Source organism: Pseudomonas migulae, assembly GCF_024169315.1.
Taxonomy (GTDB): domain Bacteria; phylum Pseudomonadota; class Gammaproteobacteria; order Pseudomonadales; family Pseudomonadaceae; genus Aquipseudomonas; species Aquipseudomonas migulae_B.
In genome coordinates, this window is the sequence record NZ_JALJWR010000001.1 from 1,189,366 (window position 1) to 1,208,628 (window position 19,263).

The following is a 19,263-nucleotide window of genomic DNA, read 5'->3' on the forward strand; positions in this document are numbered from 1 at the left end:
AGATCTTCAAAATTGATATCGAGGCCTGGGTGCCCGGGGACTCGCCCCTGCGCGGTCCTGACGCCTTGATCCCTACACGTGATCCACGTCCGGCTTCGCAGCCGACGGGGTGATTTCACCGATTTTCTCCAGCCGGGCGCGCACGATATTCCGGCTGATGCCGAGCAACCTGCCGGTCTGCAATTGGTTGCCGTGGCAAAAGCGGTAGGCCGTGCGAAACACGGTTTCCTCGATATGCTCATAGAGGTTGGCCTGGTTGCTTTCGAACAGCGCCGTCAACGCTGATTCGAGATCGATCGGCCCCTGCAGGCTGTGGCCGGGTTGAACAGCGCTCTCGTTACGAATGCCCGAACTGCGCATATCCACCAGGTGCAGGTCATTGGGTTGCACCAATTGATGACGGCATACCAGCAAGGCGTGATGGATGGCGTTTTCCAACTCGCGGATGTTGCCCGGCCAGCTATGGCCCAAGAGCTTGCGTGCGGCGTCGGCACTCAACGTCGCGCGGTTGTAGCCCAGGCGTTGGCAATGCTCTTCCATGAAAAATTCCGCCAGCGGCAGGATGTCTCCCGGACGCTCTCGCAGCGCCGGCAACCGGATGGTCGCCACGTGCAGGCGATAGAACAGGTCTTCGCGAAAATGCCCGGCGACCACCGCGTCCGCCAGGTTGACGTTGGTCGCCGCCACCAGCCGCACATCGATCGGGATCGGCGTCCGCGAGCCCAGGCGCACCACTTCGCGCTCCTGCAGTACCCGCAATAGCTTGACCTGCATGTTCAACGGCAAGTCGCCGATTTCGTCGAGGAACAACGTGCCGCCTTCCGCCGCTTCGAACCAGCCGGCCTTGCTGGTGGTGGCGCCGGTGAAGGCGCCCTTCTCATGGCCGAACAGTTCGCTTTCCACCAGGGTTTCGGCAAAGGCGCCGCAGTTGACCGCCACGAAAGGCGCGTCGCCACGACGACTCAATCGATGGATGTGCCGCGCCACCAATTCCTTGCCAGTGCCGGTCTCGCCGAAGATCAATGCATTGGCCTCACTCGGCGCCAGACGCTCGATGCGTGTCAGCAATTCCTGGGAGCGCGGGTCCTCGAAGACCAGCACCGTGGCACGCACTGACTTGGTCAGTTGACGGGCATGTGGATGAGTGATGAGAGACATGAGCGGCTTATCCGGACCGAGAGAATGAACTCATAGTGACGTATATTTTTATATACAAATAATCATATAAATTCATTTATATATTCCTTAAACGAATATCAATTTTTGACCACGTTTTGGCTGAAACCCCCGCTGGCTCTGGTCCGGAGCAATCCAGACAGACTGCTGCTACAGCAACAGTCCATCCGCACAAATGGCTGCTGGAGCAGCAGTGAGCACCCGGCCAAAAAGCTGCTTTTTCAGAAATTGATCGTGGTTTGCAGGCCAAATGTCCGAGGCGCCACATAGGAGGTCGGATAGACCCCGCGCTGGTTGACGATTTGCGACAGCACCTTGTTGGATTGGTCGGTCAGGTTGTTGACGAAGCCCGTGACCTGCCATTTTTTACTGGCGGCCTGATACGTCACGCGAGCGTTGCCGGTCCAGTAGTCGGGGGTTTCCTGAACCGGATCTTCCTGCACCGTGGCGTTGTGATAGATGTGGCTTCTATAGGCCCAGTCAGTCCCCAGGATGACTTGCCCGCCGATGGCAACTGGTATCCGGTAGTCGGTATCGAATCGGAAAGAGGTTTCCGGTGTCCGGTAGAACTTGTTGCCGCTGGCATCCAGGCTCACGCCGCCGATGGTGTACTCGAAGTTGGTGTACTCGGCACGCAGCAGCCCGAGACTGGTGGTGACCCGCCAGAATTCGGTGGGCAACGCTTCGATCTCGAACTCGACACCCTTGACCTGGCCGTCGGAGCTGCCGGCGGTGCTGGTGATGGTGGTGCCCGGCACCTGTTGCTGGATGTTGAGTTGCAGGTTCTTGATGTCGTAATAGAACAGCGACACGTTGGCATTCAGGCGCCCGCCGAGCCAACTGGTTTTCAGCCCCAGTTCGTAATCGGTGAGGGTTTCCGGATCGGTTTCAATGATGCCCCGATTGACGATTGCCTGGTTGAAACCGCCGGAACGAAAACCGGTGGCGATCCGCGCATAACCGAGAATGTCATCGGTGAAACGATACTCCGGGGTGATGTCCCAAGTGGTCTGGCTCCAGTCGGCATCCTTGCTCAATGACAGCGGCGCGACCAGTCCGGAACCCCTGACCGAATCCGGCGTACCCCCAGGCTGGGTGACGATCACCACGTTCTGGTTGGCAGGGGTGTCCTGGACCGTCAGGGTGGTTTCGGTAATCTCCTTGGATTCCCAGGTCTGGCGCAGGCCCAGGGTCAGCGCCGCACGGTCAGTGAAGCGGAACTTGGTGTTGCCGAACAGGGCGAAGCTCTTGGCGTCCTGGTCCCAGGAACTGCTGCTGTACTGTTCTTGGGTGGTGCCGCTCTTGAAGCGGATCGAGCTGGTGTCACTGTCGGCCTGCAAGTCGTAGTAATAGGCACCGAGCATCCAGGTCAGGCGCTGATCTGCTGGAGAACTCAAGCGCAGCTCCTGGGTGAACTGCCGGGACGAGGTATCGCCCAGGGTGCTGGTCTGGTCGAGCAAGGTTCCCGGTGGCACGCCGGCACGCACGTCGGTGTCGCCATCACCGTGGCTGAAGGCGGTGATCGACGTCAGGGTGTTTTCTTCCAGGTACCAGTTCAACTTGAGGCTGAGGCCGACCTGGGTGTTCTCGCCGGTACTTTTGCCGCCCCAGAAATCACTGCGGTTGTCCGGATCGTCGCCATAGGGCGGGATATAGGAACCCCCGCCCTGCCGGATGGCTCCACCGGGGTTGGGCGTGGTGACGTTGTTGACGCTGGTGGCGCCGACCAGAAAGTTCGGCGGGTTGCCGGTGTGCAGTTCCCGCACGTTGAGGCTCAGCAGCGCATCGAGGTTGTCGCCGAAGTTGCCCAGCAGCTGGAAGCGACCGTTGAAGTCTTCCAGCTGGGGGCCGGTTTCATCGGTGACGATGTTGTCCGCCCAGCCATCGCCTTTCTCGTAATAAATGGCTGCGCGGCCCGCCAGCTTGTCGTCGACCAATGCACCGCCACTGGCGGCTTCGAGGGTTCGTTTTCCGTAGCTGCCGATGCCCAGCTTGGTGTAGCCGCTATTTTCGAAAGTCGGTTTTTTCGAGATGAAATGGATCGCGCCGCCGGTGTTGTTCTTGCCCCACAAGGTGCCTTGCGGACCACGCAGGACCTCGACCCGTTCCAGGTCGAACAGCGGAAAGTTCTGGTCGCCCTGCAGGCCGATCACCACTTCGTCGACGTAGATCGACAGCGGCCCTTCCTGGTTGGCGTTGGGATCGTTGGTGCCGATCCCGCGCAGGAACCAGCGGGGTTTGCCGGTGCGCCCCCCGGTGTTGCTGCTGGACTGGGCCGACAGATTAGGCGCGAGACGCTCGACGTCGGTCGAGGTGGTGATGTCCTTGTCGCGGATGGCCTCACCGGAAATCGCGGTGATCGGGATCGGTACGTCCTTGAGTTTTTCCGAGCGCTTCTGCGCGGTGACCACCACCGTATCCAGTTGATCGTCCTGTTCGCCAACCTGCGGATTCTGCTCGGTGCCGGCCTTCGCGGCGGGTTGTGCGGCGAAGGCCGAACCCGCCAGCAGACTGGCCGTCAGGCCACCGATGCATGCATGGGAGACGGCCTGAGCCAGAGTTTTCTTGAAATAACGCGAAGTATCCGGAACGAGCAAAGCAACGCTGGCTTTGCCTCTTTGTATATTCAGGCGCGACATTAAGTATTTCCTTTGCAGGCACAGGCAGTGGAGGGTCTGACAACTAAAATCAAACTTGAAATAGCAGAAACTGTGCCATCTGCTATTAGCCACCTGAAACCCACTCAGCGCTTGAAAGAAACAAGTTAAAGCCCCAACAAGTTCGTTGCACTTATGTTGCAAGCCAGACAACCCACTGCTGTTTGACTGCTGATTCTCCAGCACCCTTCGGCCTGGAGTTTTTCTTCCATATAAACAGTTAAATTCTGAAGCCGATGAACTGCGACATTTAAAGATAAGCTAATAACCAAACCACAAGGTCGCCACAACCCCGTATCTGCTGGACTTTACGCCTTCTGCTTGTGCGTTGCCTGCCTGGCAGCAATCGCTTCGGGAAAGTGCTGCCTATGCAGCAGCGTCTGGAAACGCCTGGCAATTACCCGCTATTTACTTATTCATCCACGCAAAAACAAATCCCGCCATTCCACCTTCTAAAAAAACCCACAAAGCCTTATTTCACGGGCCTCTCGCCGACTTCCAACAACAACAAAAACAATACTCACAACCCTCAAACAACCCACCTTTAAAAGTTTGGCATGGAGTGTGCTCTATTGATTAATGTCAATCTTCACCATCCCACTCGAGGACGTTCCATGAGCACTTCCACTAACCCTGTAAAGTTGTTCTATACCCGGTGCGGTGCTGCCACTGCCTCGGCGCTGGCGATCCGCAAAAACTGGCTGCAGGAAGAGTTCGCCGCTCCGGGAACCGAGCTGCACTCCCTGCGCGATTCGGACAGCCTGGCCGTGCGCAATGCCCACTACCATCACCAGCAGAGCGGCCTGTTTCGCGAAGGCGGCAACATCCCGCCGATCTGGGCCAAAGGCAGTGGCCAGGACACCGTCGTCGTCGGTATCACCTGGCTCGATGAATACCAGGGCATCCTCACCCGCGCCGACAGCGGCATCCGCGAAATCGCCGACCTCAAGGGCAAGCGCCTTGGTGTGCCACTGCACAGCAACGCCGTGATCGATTTCCAGCGCGGTGCTGCCCAACACGGTTTTGCCACGGCGCTGACGCTGGCCGGCCTGAGCCCTGAAGACGCCACCTTCGTCGACCTCGAAGCCCCCAGCTACGACAGCGAAGACGGCCCGCGAAAAATTCGCGACGAGCGTCCGGACGTGGCGATAGAGGCCCTGGAAAACGGCACTGTGGACGCGATCTTCCTGCGCTTTGCCCGCGGTTATCGCCTGTCCCGGGACCCGCGTTTCCATCAAGTGATCAACATCAATGAACTGCAGGATCCGCTGCTGCGGGTCAACAACGGCACGCCACGCCCGATCACCGTCGACCGACTGTTCCTCGAGCAACACCCGGAACTGGTGGTGCGTTACCTCGCCGTACTGCTGCGGACCGCCGAATGGGCCGCCGCCCATCACGAAGAAGTGGTGCAACTGCTGATCCCGGAAGACCGCAACGCCACGGCGGCCGAAGTCATCGGCTCCCACGGCCCGGACGTGCACCGGTCGTTCACCCCCAAATTGACCCCCGAGTACATCGAAGGGCTGACCGTGCAGAAAAATTTCCTGCGCGACTGGGGCTACCTCAAAGCCGATTTCGAGGTCAGCGACTGGATCGTCAGCGGCCCGTTGGAGCAGGCACAGAAACTCGTCGAGCAGGAAAGAACCGACGCGGCCGCCTGAAACCTTAACCACGCATCAGCCTATTCTGGAGATCCACCATGTCCGCTTTCGAAACCACCAATGACATCGACCTGGTCGCCTACATCGATCAAGCCCGGGCCGATGCCGTCCACGCCTTTGAAACCCTGCGCGAGAACGGCACCCTGTCCGCCAGCCTGACCTTCCACATCTCCCACCGTATTCCCGGTACCGACCAGTTGCTGGGAATCCGTTTCCCCGGTGGCCTGGCGCGCGACCAGGCACCGAAAGTCAGCGTCTCGGCCTTCTCGGAAAACCCCGGTTCACTGATCAACGAACCGCGCCTGGAAGCCGACACCGTGATCCATGTGCACACCGCGTGGCTGTCCGCCTGGTCGCTGGCCCACAAGCCGTTCCCGATCCTTTATGTGGCCGCCGCACGACACCTGCTGGCACGGGAAATCCCCAACCATCTGGAGCGCACCCGCAGCCCGCTGGAAGTCATCCGCGAGCGTCTCGACAAGCACCCGGAACTGGCACCACCGCCGGCCCTGCTGGAATCCAATGGCGGTGCCAACTTCTGGGGCACGGGCATCCTGAAAACCGCCGAGACCATCCTCTTCGTCGAAGAGGCCGCGCGCTTCCAGGCGATTGCCGAGCAGCTCGGCGGCGCCCAGGTATACACCCCGGGCGCACTGGAACTGCAATGGAAACGCACCGGCCTGCTGGAGAAATCCAAAGCCTTCACCGGCTGAATCGGCGGATCCGGGGCGCCGTGCGCCCCTGACCGGCGAGAGGCTGTAGAGCCTGGGTACGCGCTGCGTACCCAAACCATGGGGTGTGCCTGGCACACCTTCGGGCCCCGTATTCAGAGAGACGCACCCGTGAGCCACGACAACAGCAAAAAACGCCAACTGGCCCTGAACGTATTCCTCCACCGTTTCGGCCATCATCCCGAGGCCTGGCGCCACCCCAGTTCACAGGGCAACGGTCGCCTGGACCTGGCCTGGTGGATCAACGCCGCCAAGCTGGCCGAAGCCGCAAAGTTCGACACCTTTTTCGTCGCCGACTTCATCGGCCGTTCCGGTGACATCACCCCGCAGACTGGACGCAGCGGGCAAAACTATCAGTTCGAACCCTTTACCCTGTTATCCGCCATCGCCGCCGTGACCGAGCACATCGGCCTGGTGGCGACCGTCAATACGAACTACGACTCGCCCTACCATGTGGCGCGCAAGTTCACCTCCCTGGACCACCTGAGCGGCGGTCGCGCAGGCTGGAACGTGGTCTCGTCGTTTTCCGAGCACACCGCGAAGAATTTCGGCATCGACGAGCCGCGCTCCCACGAAGAACGATACGAGCGCGCCGCCGAATTCATCGCCGTCACCAAGGCCCTGTGGGACACCTGGGATGACGACGCTTTCGACAATCCGGATCGCCAGGCCGGGGTGTTCTACGAAACCCGTTCGGCACATCCGGTCAACCACAAGGGCAAGTACTTCGACGCCGAAGGACTGCTGGATTTCCCCCGCCCGCTCCAGGGTTACCCGGTCATCGTGCAGGCTGGCAACTCGGAAACCGGGCTCGAATTCGCCGCTCGCGAAGCGGAGATGACCTACGCCTCGGCCCAGTCGCTGGACGTGGCCAAAGCCTATTACGCCAACCTGAAAGGCCGCATGGCGAAATACGGACGCGACGAAGACCAGCTGAAAATCACCCCGGGCCTATCGGTGGTGGTCGCCGAGTCCGATCAGGAAGCCCAGGACCGTTTCAACGAACTGCAGCAGCTGGTGGACGTGAGCAACATCAGCTTTGGCGGCTTCGATCTGTCCGGCTACCCGGTGGACGGTCCCCTGCCCGACCTGCCCTACCAGGCAGAAGCCAACGGCAAGGGGCGATTCCAGCAACAACTGGACCTGGCTCGCCGGGAGAACCTGTCGATCCGTGAGCTGGTCCTGCGTTTCCGCGTCTCGCGCGGCCATCTCCAGGCCATCGGTTCGGTCAAGACCGTGGCCGACATCATCGAACAGTGGTTCGTCGAACGCGGCGCTGACGGCTTCAACGTGGTGCCGCCCTACTTGCCCCAGGGCTTCGAGGACTTCACCCGGCTGGTCGTCCCGGAACTGCAGCGACGCGGGATCTTCCGTACCGAATACGAAGGCAAGACCTTCCGCGAAAACCTCGGCCTGAAACGCCCGGGCAATCCTCGCGATACCCGCAGCGCTTGAGCTAGTCATGGAAGCCGTACCGACTTCTGCCGCCGGCTGCGGCGCAAGTCGTTTTTCTCACCGACGCTGGAACCGACGCCATGCTGTATTACCTGTTGACTCGCCTGCTGGCGATGATCCCCACGCTGTTCGGGGTCCTGACCCTGACGTTCCTGGTCACGCAATTCGTCCCGGGCGGTCCGGTCGAGCAAGTGCTGAGCAACCTCGACCAGCAGAGCGCCCGCTCCGGTGCCGAAGGTGGCGTGGCCAGCAGCGGCTGGAGCTACAGCGGGCGCCAGGGCATCGACGAACAACAGGTGGTGCACCTGACGCGCCAGTACGGTTTCGATCAACCGGTCGGCGAGCGCTACGTGATGATGCTGAAGAACTTCCTGCAGTTCGACCTGGGGCAAAGTTACTTTCGCAACGAGAGCGTCTGGGAGCTGATCAAGTCCAAGCTCGGGGTCTCGGTGTCTTTGGGGATCTGGACCTTTGTCCTGACCTACCTGATCTCGGTGCCGCTGGGCGTGGCCAAGGCGGTGCGCGCCGGCAGCCGCTTCGACCTGATCAGCAGCCTGCTGATTCTCGCCGGCTATTCGATCCCCGGTTTCGTCCTCGGCGTGCTGTTGATCGTGCTGTTCGGCGGCGGTTCGTTCTGGGACGTGTTCCCGCTGCGCGGCCTGACTTCGGACAACTGGGACGAACTGAGCAGCATCGGCAAATTCACCGACTACCTGTGGCACATCACCTTGCCGGTCGCGGCCTCGGTGATCAGCACCTTCGCCCTGAAAACCCTGCTGACGAAAAACACCTTCCTCGAGGAAATCAGTCGGCAGTACGTGCTCACCGCCCGGGCCAAAGGTCTCTCGGAACGCCGGGTGTTGTGGAAGCACGTTTTTCGCAATGCCTTGCTGCCGCTGGTGACCGGTTTTCCCGGCGCCTTCATCGCGGCCTTTTTCACCGGCAGCCTGCTGATCGAAACCCTGTTCTCCCTGGACGGGCTGGGCCTGCTGTCCTACGAGTCGATCAACAGCCGTGACTACCCGGTTGTCCTGGGCAGCCTCTACCTGCTCACGCTGATCGGCCTGCTGACCAAGCTGGTGGGCGACATCGCCTATGTGCTGGTGGACCCACGGATCAAATTCGACGCCCAGGTGGCCTGATGACTTCGCAAACTGTTGCACCACCCTCGATCTGGCGCCGCTTCTGGCAGCGCCCACCCTACCTTCGGGCCCCGGTCGCGGATACCGACCTGGCCCCCGCCCTCACACCTGGCCGGCGCGTATGGTTGCGTTTCAAGCAGCACCGCCTGGGTTACTGGAGCCTGATCATTTTCACCTCGTTGTACCTGTTGAGCCTGGGGGGCGAGCTGATCAGCAACGACAAGCCGCTGCTGATCTATTTCCAGCAGCACTGGTATTTCCCGTTGTTCGAGGACTACCCGGAAGCGGTCTTCGGCGGCCAGTTGCCGATTCACGCCGACTACAACGACCCGTTTATCCGCGAGCAACTGGCACAGCCGGGGAACTTCGCGCTGTACCCGCTCAACCCCTATTACTACGACACCCTCAACTACTTCTCCAACGCCGTGCATTACCCCGGCTCACCCACCGCAGAAAATCTGCTGGGCACCGATATCGCCGGCTACGACATCATTGCCCGGCTGCTCTATGGCTTCCGGGTCTCGGTAACCTTCGGCCTGGCGCTGACCTTCATCGGCACGGTGCTCGGGGTGTTGATCGGCGCCGTGCAGGGTTACTTCGCCGGCAAGATTGACCTGTTCACCCAGCGCCTGATCGAGGTCTGGGGATCCCTGCCGGAGCTGTACCTGCTGATCATCTTCGCCTCGATCTTCGAGCCGAGCCTGATTCTGCTCTGCGTACTGCTGTCGCTGTTCGGCTGGATTTATCTGTCGGATTTCGTGCGTGCCGAGTTCCTGCGTAATCGTCAGCTGGAATACGTCAAGGCCGCGCGGGCCATGGGCCTGTCCCATGCCCAGATCATCTGGCGGCACATCCTGCCCAACAGCCTGACGCCGGTGATCACCTTCCTGCCGTTTCGCATGAGCGCGGCGATCATGGCGCTGGCCAGCCTGGACTTTCTCGGCCTGGGCGTCGAGGCACCGGCGCCGAGCCTTGGCCAGTTGCTGCTGCAGGGCAAGGAGAACCTCGATGCCTGGTGGATCGCCGTGTCGGCCTTCGGCGTGCTGATGCTGACCCTGTTGCTCCTGACCTTCATGGGTGAAGCCCTGCGCAACGCCCTTGATACCCGCATCGCCGACAAACCGCTGGCGGAGAACCTCTGATGAGCACGCCCTTGCTGAGCCTGGAACACCTGACGATCAGCCTCGGCAACCGCCGGGTGGTCGATGACCTCAACCTGCAGATCCAGCCCGGCGAACGCCTGGCGCTGGTCGGCGAATCCGGCTCGGGGAAAACCGTGACGGCGCTGTCGATCCTGCGCCTGCTCGCCCAGGCGCGGATTCAAGGCAGCATTCGCCTGGAAGGCCAGGAGTTGCTGGAAAAATCCGAAACGCAGATCCGGCAGATTCGCGGGCGCGACGTGGCGATGATTTTCCAGGAGCCGATGTCGGCGCTGAACCCCCTGTTCAGCATCGGTGAACAGATCATCGAGACCCTGCAACTGCACGAAGGCCTGACCCCGCGCGAGGCCCGGGAAAGAACCATCGCCCTGCTCGCCCGCACCGGCATTCGCGAGCCGGAACGACGGGTCGACAGCTATCCGCATCAGTTGTCCGGTGGCCAGTTGCAGCGGGCCGTGATCGCCATGGCGCTGGCCTGCCGGCCGAAACTGCTGATCGCCGACGAGCCGACCACCGCGCTGGACATGACTGTGCGTGCACGCATCGTGCAACTGCTGCTGGATCTGCAGGACGAAGAACTCGCCCGCGGCGATGGCCAGGGCATGGCGATTTTGCTGATCACCCACGACCTCAACCTGGTGCGGCGCTTTGCCCAGCGCGTGGCCGTGATGGAACACGGCAAGCTGGTGGAGAGCAACGAAACCGCTGCACTGTTCGCCAATCCGCAACATCCCTACACCATCAAGCTGCTCAACAGCCGCCCGCAACGGCAGATCGAAGCGATCGCCAACGACGCCGCGACCTTGCTGCAAACCTCGGGGCTGCGCGTGGAGTATCCGAAGAAACGCCCGGGTTGGCGCGGCTGGTTCGGCCATGAGCGCTACATCGCCCTGGAAGGTGCCGAAGTCTCGTTGAAGGCTGGTGAAACCATAGGCGTGGTCGGTGAATCCGGCTCGGGAAAATCGACCCTGGCCCAGGCCATTCTCAGCCTGATCCCGGTGCAGGGTGGTGAACTGGCATTCGACGGCATCCCTATCAGCCAGCGTACCCGACAACAGAAGCGTGCCTTGCGCGCCCGGTTGCAGGTGGTGTTCCAGGACCCGTACGGCTCGCTTTCGCCGCGGCAGACGGTGGCGCAGATCGTCGGCGAAGGACTGGCCCTGCACTTCCCCGAACTGAATGCCGCGCAACGCTTGCAGCGCATCGTCGAAGTGCTGGGCGAAGTCGGCCTGCCCACCAGCGCCCTGACCCGTTACCCCCACGAGTTTTCCGGCGGTCAGCGCCAGCGCATCGCCATTGCCCGGGCGTTGGTGCTCAAGCCGCGGGTGGTGGTGCTGGACGAGCCGACTTCGGCCCTCGACGTCTCGATCCAGAACCAGGTGCTGCAACTTCTGGTCAGCCTGCAGAAAAAACACGCCCTGAGTTATGTGCTGATCAGCCATGACCTGGCGGTGGTCAATGCCCTGGCGCACCGCCTGTATGTCATGAAGGACGGGGTGATCGTCGAGTCCGGGGACACTGCCAGCCTGATCGCCAATCCCCGGCACCCCTATACCCAACGTCTGGTTCAGGCCTCGTTGTAATCCGGTTCATGGAAGCAGTGCTTATGAAAGTGTTCAGACTCCCGTTGTTGCAGCCCCTGAATCGCCTGGCCCAGGGCATGACGTTCGCCGCTGTGCTGCTGGGTACCGCGTCACCGGCTTCGGCGGCCCATGCGGTCGCGCAATTCGGCACGCCTAAATACCCGGCGGATTTCCAGTACTTCGATTATGTGAATCCCCAGGCACCCAAGGGTGGCAGCCTGTCCATGTCGCTGGTCGCCACCAACAGCAGCTTCGACAAATACAACCCTTACAGCCTGCGCGGCACGCCGCCGCCGGGGTTGCTGGAATTGGTGTTCGAAACCCTGACCATCAACGGCCTCGACGAAATGAATACCCAATACGGCTTGCTCGCCGACGATATCCAGGTGGCCCCGGACTTCGGCGCGGTGGAGTTTCACCTCAACCCCAAGGCGCGTTTCTCCAATGGCGATCCGGTGACCGCCGCCGACGTGCTGTATTCGTTCCAGACGCTCACCGGTGGCAAGGCCAGCCCGCGCTTCAAAGCCTACTTCGGCGAAATCGAGCGGGTGGTGATCCTGGACCCACTGCGGGTGCGTTTCGAGTTCAAGCGCAAGGGCCGTGACCTGTCGTTCATCGCCGGCAGCCTGCCGGTGTTCTCGCCCAAGTGGGGGTTGCAGGCCGACGGCCAGACCGTGGCGTTCGACGAACTGCGCTTCGAACAGCCGATCGCCAGCGGTCCCTACCGGATCGACAAGGCCATCAGCGGACGCAGCATCGTCTATCGACGCAATCCCGACTATTGGGCCAGCGACCTGCCGGTGCGCCGCGGTTCGTTCAACTTCGACAGCATCGACTACAAACTCTACAAGGACCGCGACACCCAGGTTGCAGCCCTGCGTGCCGGCGATTATGACTTCATCAGCGAAACCCAAATGCGCTACTGGTGCTGCCAATACATCGGCAAGCGCTTCGATAAAGGCGAGTTGATCAAGCGTGAGTTCCCCCATCGCAACCCGCCGGCCATGAATGGCTGGGTGGTCAACCTGCGCAAGGAGCGCTTCCAGGACCCGCGAGTGCGCGAGGCGCTGAACTACGCCCTGGACTTCGAATGGATCAACCAGAAGATTTTCGATAACGAGTTCAAGCGGGTCGACAGCTTTTTCGCCAACAGCCCGTTGGCCGCCACGGGTTTGCCCAGTGCCGACGAGCTGAAGCTGCTGGAGCCTTACCGTGGGCAGATACCGCCGGAGGTGTTCGGCCCGATGCTGGTGCAGCCGTCGACCAAGGCGCCGGCCAGCGTCCGGCAGAACCTGACCAAGGCCCTGGACCTGTTTGCCGCCGCCGGTTGGCATAACCGCGACGGCGTGTTGCGCAACGCCAAGGGCGAGCCGTTCATTCTCGAAGTGGCCGGCACCCGCGCGCAAAGCCCCTTTACCGATCCGATCTACCTCAACCTGAGCAAGATCGGCGTGGTGGTGAAGAAGCGCCTGACCGACGCCGCCACCAGCCGCAAACAGATGACCCATTTCGAATACGACTACACCACCCTCGCCTTGCGTGAGGCGCGCATGCCCGGTGACGAACTGTGGCGCAACTTCAACAGCCGGGATGCCGATCGGCCGGGGTCGGAAAATATCACCGGAGTGAAGTCCGCGGCAGTCGACGGCCTGATCAAGAACCTGCTCGAAGCCGACAGCCTGCCAGCGCAACAGACCGCCGCCCATGCCCTCGACCGGGTGCTGATGCACAGCCACTACGTGATCCCCTGGCGCTACCTGGACAAGCACTACTTCATCTACAACCAGCGCCTGCAACAGCCGCAAACCCTGCCGCTGTATTACGGCGCCAACGAGTGGGTGATCGCCACCTGGTGGGACAAGACCGCCAATCCCCTGACCGCCAAACGCTGACCCATCCCATTTTCGAGGCCTTGCCATGTCCCAGACCCGACAGTCCACCCACGCGATTCATCCGCTGTTCATCAATCGCTGGTCGCCCCGTGCCTTCACCGGCGAGCCAATCGACCAAGGCACGCTCGACAGCCTGTTCGAGGCGGCGCGCTGGGCACCTTCGGCGAACAATTCGCAGCCCTGGCGCTTTATCTATGCGCGCAACGACTCCGCACATTGGGGCTCGTTGCTCGAGTTGCTCAACGAGAACAATCGGCGCTGGGCGGCCAAGGCCTCGGCGCTGATCGTGCTGGTGTCGAAAACCAGCCATTGGCGTCCCGGTGCGAGTGAAGCCACCCACCTGCGCAGCCATTCGCTGGACGCCGGTGCAGCCTGGGCCAGCCTGGCCCTGCAAGCCGAGCACGCCGGTTGGCGCAGCCATGCCATCGGCGGCTTTGATCGTGACAAGGCCCGCGAAGTGCTCGGTGTGCCGGAGGGTTATCAGGTGGAAATCGCCATCGCCATCGGCAGACAGGCCGCCCGGGAAACCCTGTCCATTGAACTGCAGGCACGGGAACAGCCAACCCCGCGCCATCCGCTGCCGAACGTCGTCGCCGAAGGACGTTTTGCTTTCGAAGCGACCTGACCGACAGCACCGTACAAGCGCAGGCACGACTGACGTCGCGATGCCCCCTATCAGCCTTTGATCGACAAGAAACCCTATGAAAAACCTCTGGCGCACCATTCAGTTCATCCCCGAATACCGTGGACGGGTGATCGGCGTCATCGCCGTCGGCACCATCCTCGGGTTCATCGGCACGGCCACGCCCTATCTCTACAAGTTCATCGTCGACGCCATCGCGCAACTGCTCGCCGGCACCATCAGCAAGGAGGAGGCGACCTGGAGCGTGACCGTACTGCTGAGCATCTTCTTTGCCCTGCGCCTGGGGGTCGTGGTGTTCGGCGCCCTGCAAAACAAACAGGCCGACGATCTCTGGCTGGATACCGTCAGTACCTTTCGCCAGCGCGTCTTCGACAACATGACGCAGAAGTCCATCGACTACTTCGAGAAGACCCGGGTCGGTGAAATCATGGACCGCTTCGGCAACATCACCAGCATCACCATGTGGCTGTCGTCGCTGACCGAAGGCACCCTGGCGAACATCCTGCAAATGCTTTTCATCATCACGGTGCTGCTGGTCAAGGCACCGCTGGTGGGCGCGATCATGACCGGCGTGTTGCTGCTCAACTTCTGGATCTCCTACCGCACCGTCGGTTGGACTCGCCCCTATCGGCGCGGCTGGCAGGCCCTGGCCGGACGCATGACCGGACTGCTGGCGGAGATGGTCGGGAACATTTCCACCGTGCGCAGTTTCGGTGGCGAGCCGGCGGTCAAGCAGCGCTATGACGACACCCAGGCCGAATGGCTGATCACCCGCGGCAAGCTGCACACCACCGAGTGGCGCTCGGAACAGGTGCTGAACCTGATCAACACCTTCGGCGTGTTCATCGCCGTGGCGTTGACGGTGCATGGCGCCTTGCAAGGGCGCTTCACAACCGGCGATATCCTGCTGATCCTGACCCTGACCCAAAACCTGATCAACAACATCGCGCCCATCGCCCGGCAGATCAACCAGGCCGGGGAGATCGAGAGCAATGCCGAGCGCCTGATCGAGTTGCTGGACATTGCCGCCGAGCATGCCGACCGGCCGGATGCGATTCCCCTGACCCGGCTGGACAGCATCATCTTCGACGACGTCGGTTTCCGTTACCCGGGCAAAGAAGAGTACGCACTCAAGCACGTGTCCTTCCACTTGGAAGCCGGCCGTACCCTGGCCCTGGTGGGCACCAGTGGCAGCGGAAAAACCACCATCGTCAAACTGCTGATGCGTTTCTACGATGTCAGCGAAGGCCGGATCCTGATCAATGGCATCGACCTGCGCGACTATCAGCAACGCAGCGTGCGCGCAATGATGGGCGTGGTGTTGCAGGACGTGGCGTTGTTCAACGACAGCATCGGCGAAAACATCGCGTTCGCCCGCCCCGGAGCGACCATCGAGAAGGTCCGTGAAGCGGCGCGCGCGGCCCATGCCGACGAGTTTATCCAGCGCATGGAAAACCAATACGAGACCCTGGTCGGCGAGCGCGGCATCAAGCTCTCCGGTGGTGAAAAGCAACGGGTCGCCATTGCCCGGGCGATCCTCAAGGACCCGCAACTGATCATCCTCGACGAAGCCACCAGCGCCCTCGATTCCGAGTCCGAGCACCTGGTGCAAAGGGGCCTGGAACAACTGATCAGCGGCCGCAGCTCGGTGATCATCGCCCACCGTTTGAGCACCGTGATGAATGCCGATCTGATTCTGGTGATGCGCAATGGCGAAGTGCTGGAGCGCGGTCGCCACAGCGATCTGGCGGCATTGGAAGGTGGTTTCTATTCCCGGTTGTTTGCCCTGCAGAGTCAGGGCCGACCGGCTGTAGCCAACTGAGCGGGTGCAACCTTGCTGGCCCCCAGACAACTGCTGCTGTTGCTGTGTTGCTGGCAACGCAACCGCCCGCCCCGAACACCAGTCCTCGGCACTGAAAGCCCCGAATCACGGGGCTTCCAACCCGACACAAGAGACTGGCACAGGGGTTGCAATTATTGCTGTAACCACCGGACGCAATCGCGTTTGGGCCCTTCGTCAACGCAAAGGAAACGAACACATGAGTCAAGCTTTGGATACCCTCTGGTACACCCGCTGCCCGGTGCCCACCGGTCTTGGTATTGCCGTGCAGAAAGGCTGGCTGGAGCAGACCCTGAATGCCCAGGGCACCGCGATCAAGTCCCTGCGCGAATCGGAAAACCAGGCCGTGCGCGAGTCGCACTTCGACCATACCCTGCAGAATTCGGTGCGCCACGGCGGCAACATTCCGGCCATCTGGGCCCGTGCCAGCGGCCGCGAAACCCGAGTGATCGGCCTGTCCTGGCAGGATGAGGTGCAATTGATCCTGACCCTGCCGGACAGCGGGATCAAGACCGCCAAGGACCTCAAGGGACGCAAATTCGGCCTGCCGCTGTGGGCCAACGCGCAGATCGATTTCTCCCGTGCCCAGGCCATTCGCGGTCTGGAAAACGCGCTGAAGCTCGAAGGCCTGGAAGTCAGCGATGTCGAACTGGTGGACTACCTGCGCGGTGGCACCCACAGCGATGAAGCCGCGCAAACCGTGGCCGGCATCAGCACCTTCGGCGGTCGACGCAACGGCGGGCAGAACGCGGAACTGGTCGGCCTGCTACGCGGTGAAGTGGATGCGATCTTCCTCAAGGGCGCCTCCGCTGCACACGTCGCCCATCAGTTCGGCCTGCACACGGTGATCGACACCGGCTCGCACCCGGAGCCGCTGATCCGCGCCAACAACGGCACACCGCGCACCTTGAGTGTCGACCTGCATTTGCTCGATCACCATTACGATGCCGCCGTCGGCATTCTCGACTCGGTGCTGCGTGCCGAGACCTGGGCCTGGAACAACCCCGAGGACACCCGGCGCTACCTGGCCAGGGAAACCAACAGCAGCGAGTTCTGGGTCACCGCGGCCTATGGTGAGGATGCCCACCAGCGCCTGCGCACCAACCTGCATGAAAACTCGATCCTCGGCCTGCAGGACTTCACCGACTTCCTGCAGCGCTGGAATTTCATCCCGCAGAGCTTTTCGGTCCGCGACTGGATCGACCCGCGTCCACTGGAATCCTTGCGCTCAGCCACCGCACTGGCCGGCTGATGCCCCGGGCTCGACAAGACCTTTCCCACAAGCAGGCCTCATGAGCACCCACTTCCTTGATACCCTCTGGTATACCCACAGCCCGGTTCCCACCGGGCTGGGGATTGCCGTCGAATCCGGCCGACTGGCCGCGGCGTTTCGTCCTTTCGGGACCAACATCCAGGCGTTGCGCGAATCCAATGACCGGGAAATTCGCGAAGCGCACTTTGATCACCACTTGCCCAATTCCGTCCGGCATGGCGGCAACACGCCCGCCATCTGGGCGCGTTCAACCGGTGTGCAGACCCGGGTCATCGGTTTGTCCTGGAGCGACGAAGTCCAACTGATCGTGAGCAACCCGGACAGTCCGGTGAAAACCATCCGCGACTTGAAAGACCGGCGTTTCGGCCTGCCCAAATGGGCCAACGTGAAAATCGATTTCAACCGCGCCAGCGCCTTGCGTGGCCTGGAAAATGCGCTGAGCCTGGAAGGCCTTGAAGTCGCCGACGTCGATCTGGTCGACTACCCCTACGGCGGCACTCACAGCGACACCCCGGTTCGCCACGTGTTCGGCGCCCAGATCCGGCTGCACGGCAACCGCGTGCGTCGGCGCAACCAGGAGCTGATCGGCCTGTTGCATGGCGATGTCGATGCTATCTTCCTCAAAGGCGCCCATGGCCTGCAACTGGCGGACGAGTTCGGCCTGCACGTGGTGGTCGACACCGGCTCCCACCCCGACCCGCTGATCCGCGCCAACATCGGCACGCCGCGCACCCTGACGGTGGACCAGCAGTTGCTGGATGAGCATTTCGACGCCGCGCGGTGCATCGTCGACAGCGTGCTGCATGCCGAACGCTGGGCTTGGGCCCACCCTGAAGAGACCCGGCGATTCCTCGCTCGTGAACTGAACACCAGCGAATATTGGGTCGCGGCTGCGTACGGCGAGGATGCCCATCGCCGCTTGCGAACCGCCCTCGACGAAACCTCGATCACCGCCCTGCAACACCTGACGGACTTCCTCCAGCGCTGGGACTTCATCCCCCAACGTTTCGACGTCCGCGACTGGATTGATCCGCGTCCACTGGAGGAGGTTTGTCGGGGGATTTGACTCCCGTTGCACACGACGTGCTCAGGGGGCGAGTATTTCCTGGAGAAATTCTATGAACACATTGATGCGACTGGAGCCGCGATGGTTGGGCAGATACAGCGCGTTGATGCAGGTGCTCGCACTGCCTGGGTTGACTTCATACTGCTCCAGCACGCGGGTCAACCGACCGGCGCCAACATCGTCACGCACCAGCCAATCGGCCAGCAGCGTCACCCCGCCACCCGCCAACGCGGCCTCCCGCAGGATGTCGGCGTTGTTGCTTTGCAGCCGCCCCTGCACATTCAAGCGGATGATTTCTTCGACGCCCTGGAATGTCCAGTTGTGGTGGCCCATGCGGTAATCAAAGCGCAAGCATTGATGCTCCAACAGATCACGGGGGTGTCGGGGTAATCCGGTCCGCATCAGGTACTCGGGACTCGCCACCACCCAACGCTGGAAATCACCCACTTTCTTGCTGACGATGTCATCACTGACGACCGAAGAACCGAGACGCACGGACACATCGATTTGCTCGCTGAGCAGGTCACTGACCTCGTCGCTCAACGACAGGCTGATCTCCAGGCCAGGATGGCGCTCAAGCAGTCGCCCCAGATGAGGGGCGATGATACGCCGGCCGAATTCCACCGGGACGCTGGCGCGTAATCGTCCCTGGGCTTCGCTGCCACGGTCGGCAACGACGGCATCGGCCTCGTCGATGGCCTCGAGTATCGCCACTGCTTTCTCGAAATAGTGCTGCCCCGCCACCGTGACACTGGTGTTGCGCGTGGTGCGGTTAAGCAGGCTGGCGCCCAGCTCACTTTCCAGCCCCGCGACCTGTCGCGTCACTGACGAAGTAGAAATGCCGAGCTTGCGCGCGGCGGCCGAGTAACCACCGCAGCGTACCGTTTCGACAAACATTTTCAGCGCCAGTAACTTGTCCATGAGCGAAGTCCAGGATCGAAAGTAATGGTGATGACTATGCATGACCCGGCATTGGGTGTC

General features: G+C 61.6%; 14 protein-coding genes. 11 read left to right on the forward strand and 3 right to left on the reverse strand.

Features of this window, described 5'->3' with window-relative positions:
- Positions 1-72 precede the first annotated feature (72 nt).
- Positions 73-1,158 carry a sigma-54 interaction domain-containing protein gene (locus J2Y86_RS05435; protein ID WP_253428705.1) on the reverse strand — a complete coding sequence of 362 codons (1,086 nt, stop codon included), beginning with the start codon at positions 1,156-1,158 and terminating at the stop codon, positions 73-75.
- 239 nt (positions 1,159-1,397) lie between these two features.
- The gene (locus J2Y86_RS05440) at positions 1,398-3,815 is read right to left on the reverse strand and encodes a TonB-dependent receptor (RefSeq protein ID WP_253428706.1); all 2,418 of its coding nucleotides are present in this window, start codon (positions 3,813-3,815) and stop codon (positions 1,398-1,400) included.
- A 632-nt stretch (positions 3,816-4,447) separates the two neighbouring features.
- Here J2Y86_RS05440 and J2Y86_RS05445 point away from each other — a divergent pair.
- The 11 genes from J2Y86_RS05445 to J2Y86_RS05495 all read left to right on the forward strand — a co-directional run bounded on the left by J2Y86_RS05445 (position 4,448) and on the right by J2Y86_RS05495 (position 18,282).
- Positions 4,448-5,497, forward strand: coding sequence for an ABC transporter substrate-binding protein (locus J2Y86_RS05445; RefSeq protein ID WP_253428707.1), 1,050 nt, complete (start codon positions 4,448-4,450; stop codon positions 5,495-5,497).
- 38 nt (positions 5,498-5,535) lie between these two features.
- Positions 5,536-6,210, forward strand: a complete 675-nt coding sequence (locus J2Y86_RS05450; protein WP_253428708.1) for a class II aldolase/adducin family protein — start codon at positions 5,536-5,538, stop codon at positions 6,208-6,210.
- A gap of 129 nt (positions 6,211-6,339) precedes the next feature.
- Complete coding sequence (locus tag J2Y86_RS05455; RefSeq protein ID WP_253428709.1) at positions 6,340-7,683, forward strand: LLM class flavin-dependent oxidoreductase; 1,344 nt, start codon at positions 6,340-6,342, stop codon at positions 7,681-7,683.
- A gap of 80 nt (positions 7,684-7,763) precedes the next feature.
- Positions 7,764-8,825, forward strand: coding sequence for a microcin C ABC transporter permease YejB (locus J2Y86_RS05460; protein WP_253428710.1), 1,062 nt, complete (start codon positions 7,764-7,766; stop codon positions 8,823-8,825).
- A complete protein-coding gene (locus tag J2Y86_RS05465) occupies positions 8,825-9,967 on the forward strand; it encodes an ABC transporter permease (protein ID WP_253428711.1) in 1,143 nt (380 codons plus the stop codon). The genes J2Y86_RS05460 and J2Y86_RS05465 overlap by 1 nt, the downstream gene beginning before the upstream one ends.
- Complete coding sequence (locus tag J2Y86_RS05470; protein WP_253428712.1) at positions 9,967-11,568, forward strand: ABC transporter ATP-binding protein; 1,602 nt, start codon at positions 9,967-9,969, stop codon at positions 11,566-11,568. The genes J2Y86_RS05465 and J2Y86_RS05470 overlap by 1 nt, the downstream gene beginning before the upstream one ends.
- A 23-nt stretch (positions 11,569-11,591) precedes the next feature.
- Positions 11,592-13,460, forward strand: a complete 1,869-nt coding sequence (locus J2Y86_RS05475; protein ID WP_253428713.1) for an extracellular solute-binding protein — start codon at positions 11,592-11,594, stop codon at positions 13,458-13,460.
- A 25-nt stretch (positions 13,461-13,485) separates the two neighbouring features.
- Complete coding sequence (locus tag J2Y86_RS05480) at positions 13,486-14,085, forward strand: nitroreductase family protein (protein WP_253428714.1); 600 nt, start codon at positions 13,486-13,488, stop codon at positions 14,083-14,085.
- A gap of 76 nt (positions 14,086-14,161) precedes the next feature.
- Positions 14,162-15,925, forward strand: a complete 1,764-nt coding sequence (locus J2Y86_RS05485; protein ID WP_253428715.1) for an ABC transporter ATP-binding protein — start codon at positions 14,162-14,164, stop codon at positions 15,923-15,925.
- Positions 15,926-16,142: 217 nt separating this feature from the next.
- Positions 16,143-17,195, forward strand: coding sequence for an ABC transporter substrate-binding protein (locus J2Y86_RS05490; protein WP_095129331.1), 1,053 nt, complete (start codon positions 16,143-16,145; stop codon positions 17,193-17,195).
- Positions 17,196-17,235: 40 nt separating this feature from the next.
- A complete protein-coding gene (locus J2Y86_RS05495) occupies positions 17,236-18,282 on the forward strand; it encodes an ABC transporter substrate-binding protein (RefSeq protein WP_253428716.1) in 1,047 nt (348 codons plus the stop codon).
- A gap of 21 nt (positions 18,283-18,303) precedes the next feature.
- On the opposite strand, the gene J2Y86_RS05500 is transcribed toward J2Y86_RS05495, so the two are convergent.
- Positions 18,304-19,203, reverse strand: coding sequence for a LysR family transcriptional regulator (locus J2Y86_RS05500; RefSeq protein ID WP_253428717.1), 900 nt, complete (start codon positions 19,201-19,203; stop codon positions 18,304-18,306).
- Positions 19,204-19,263 lie beyond the last annotated feature (60 nt).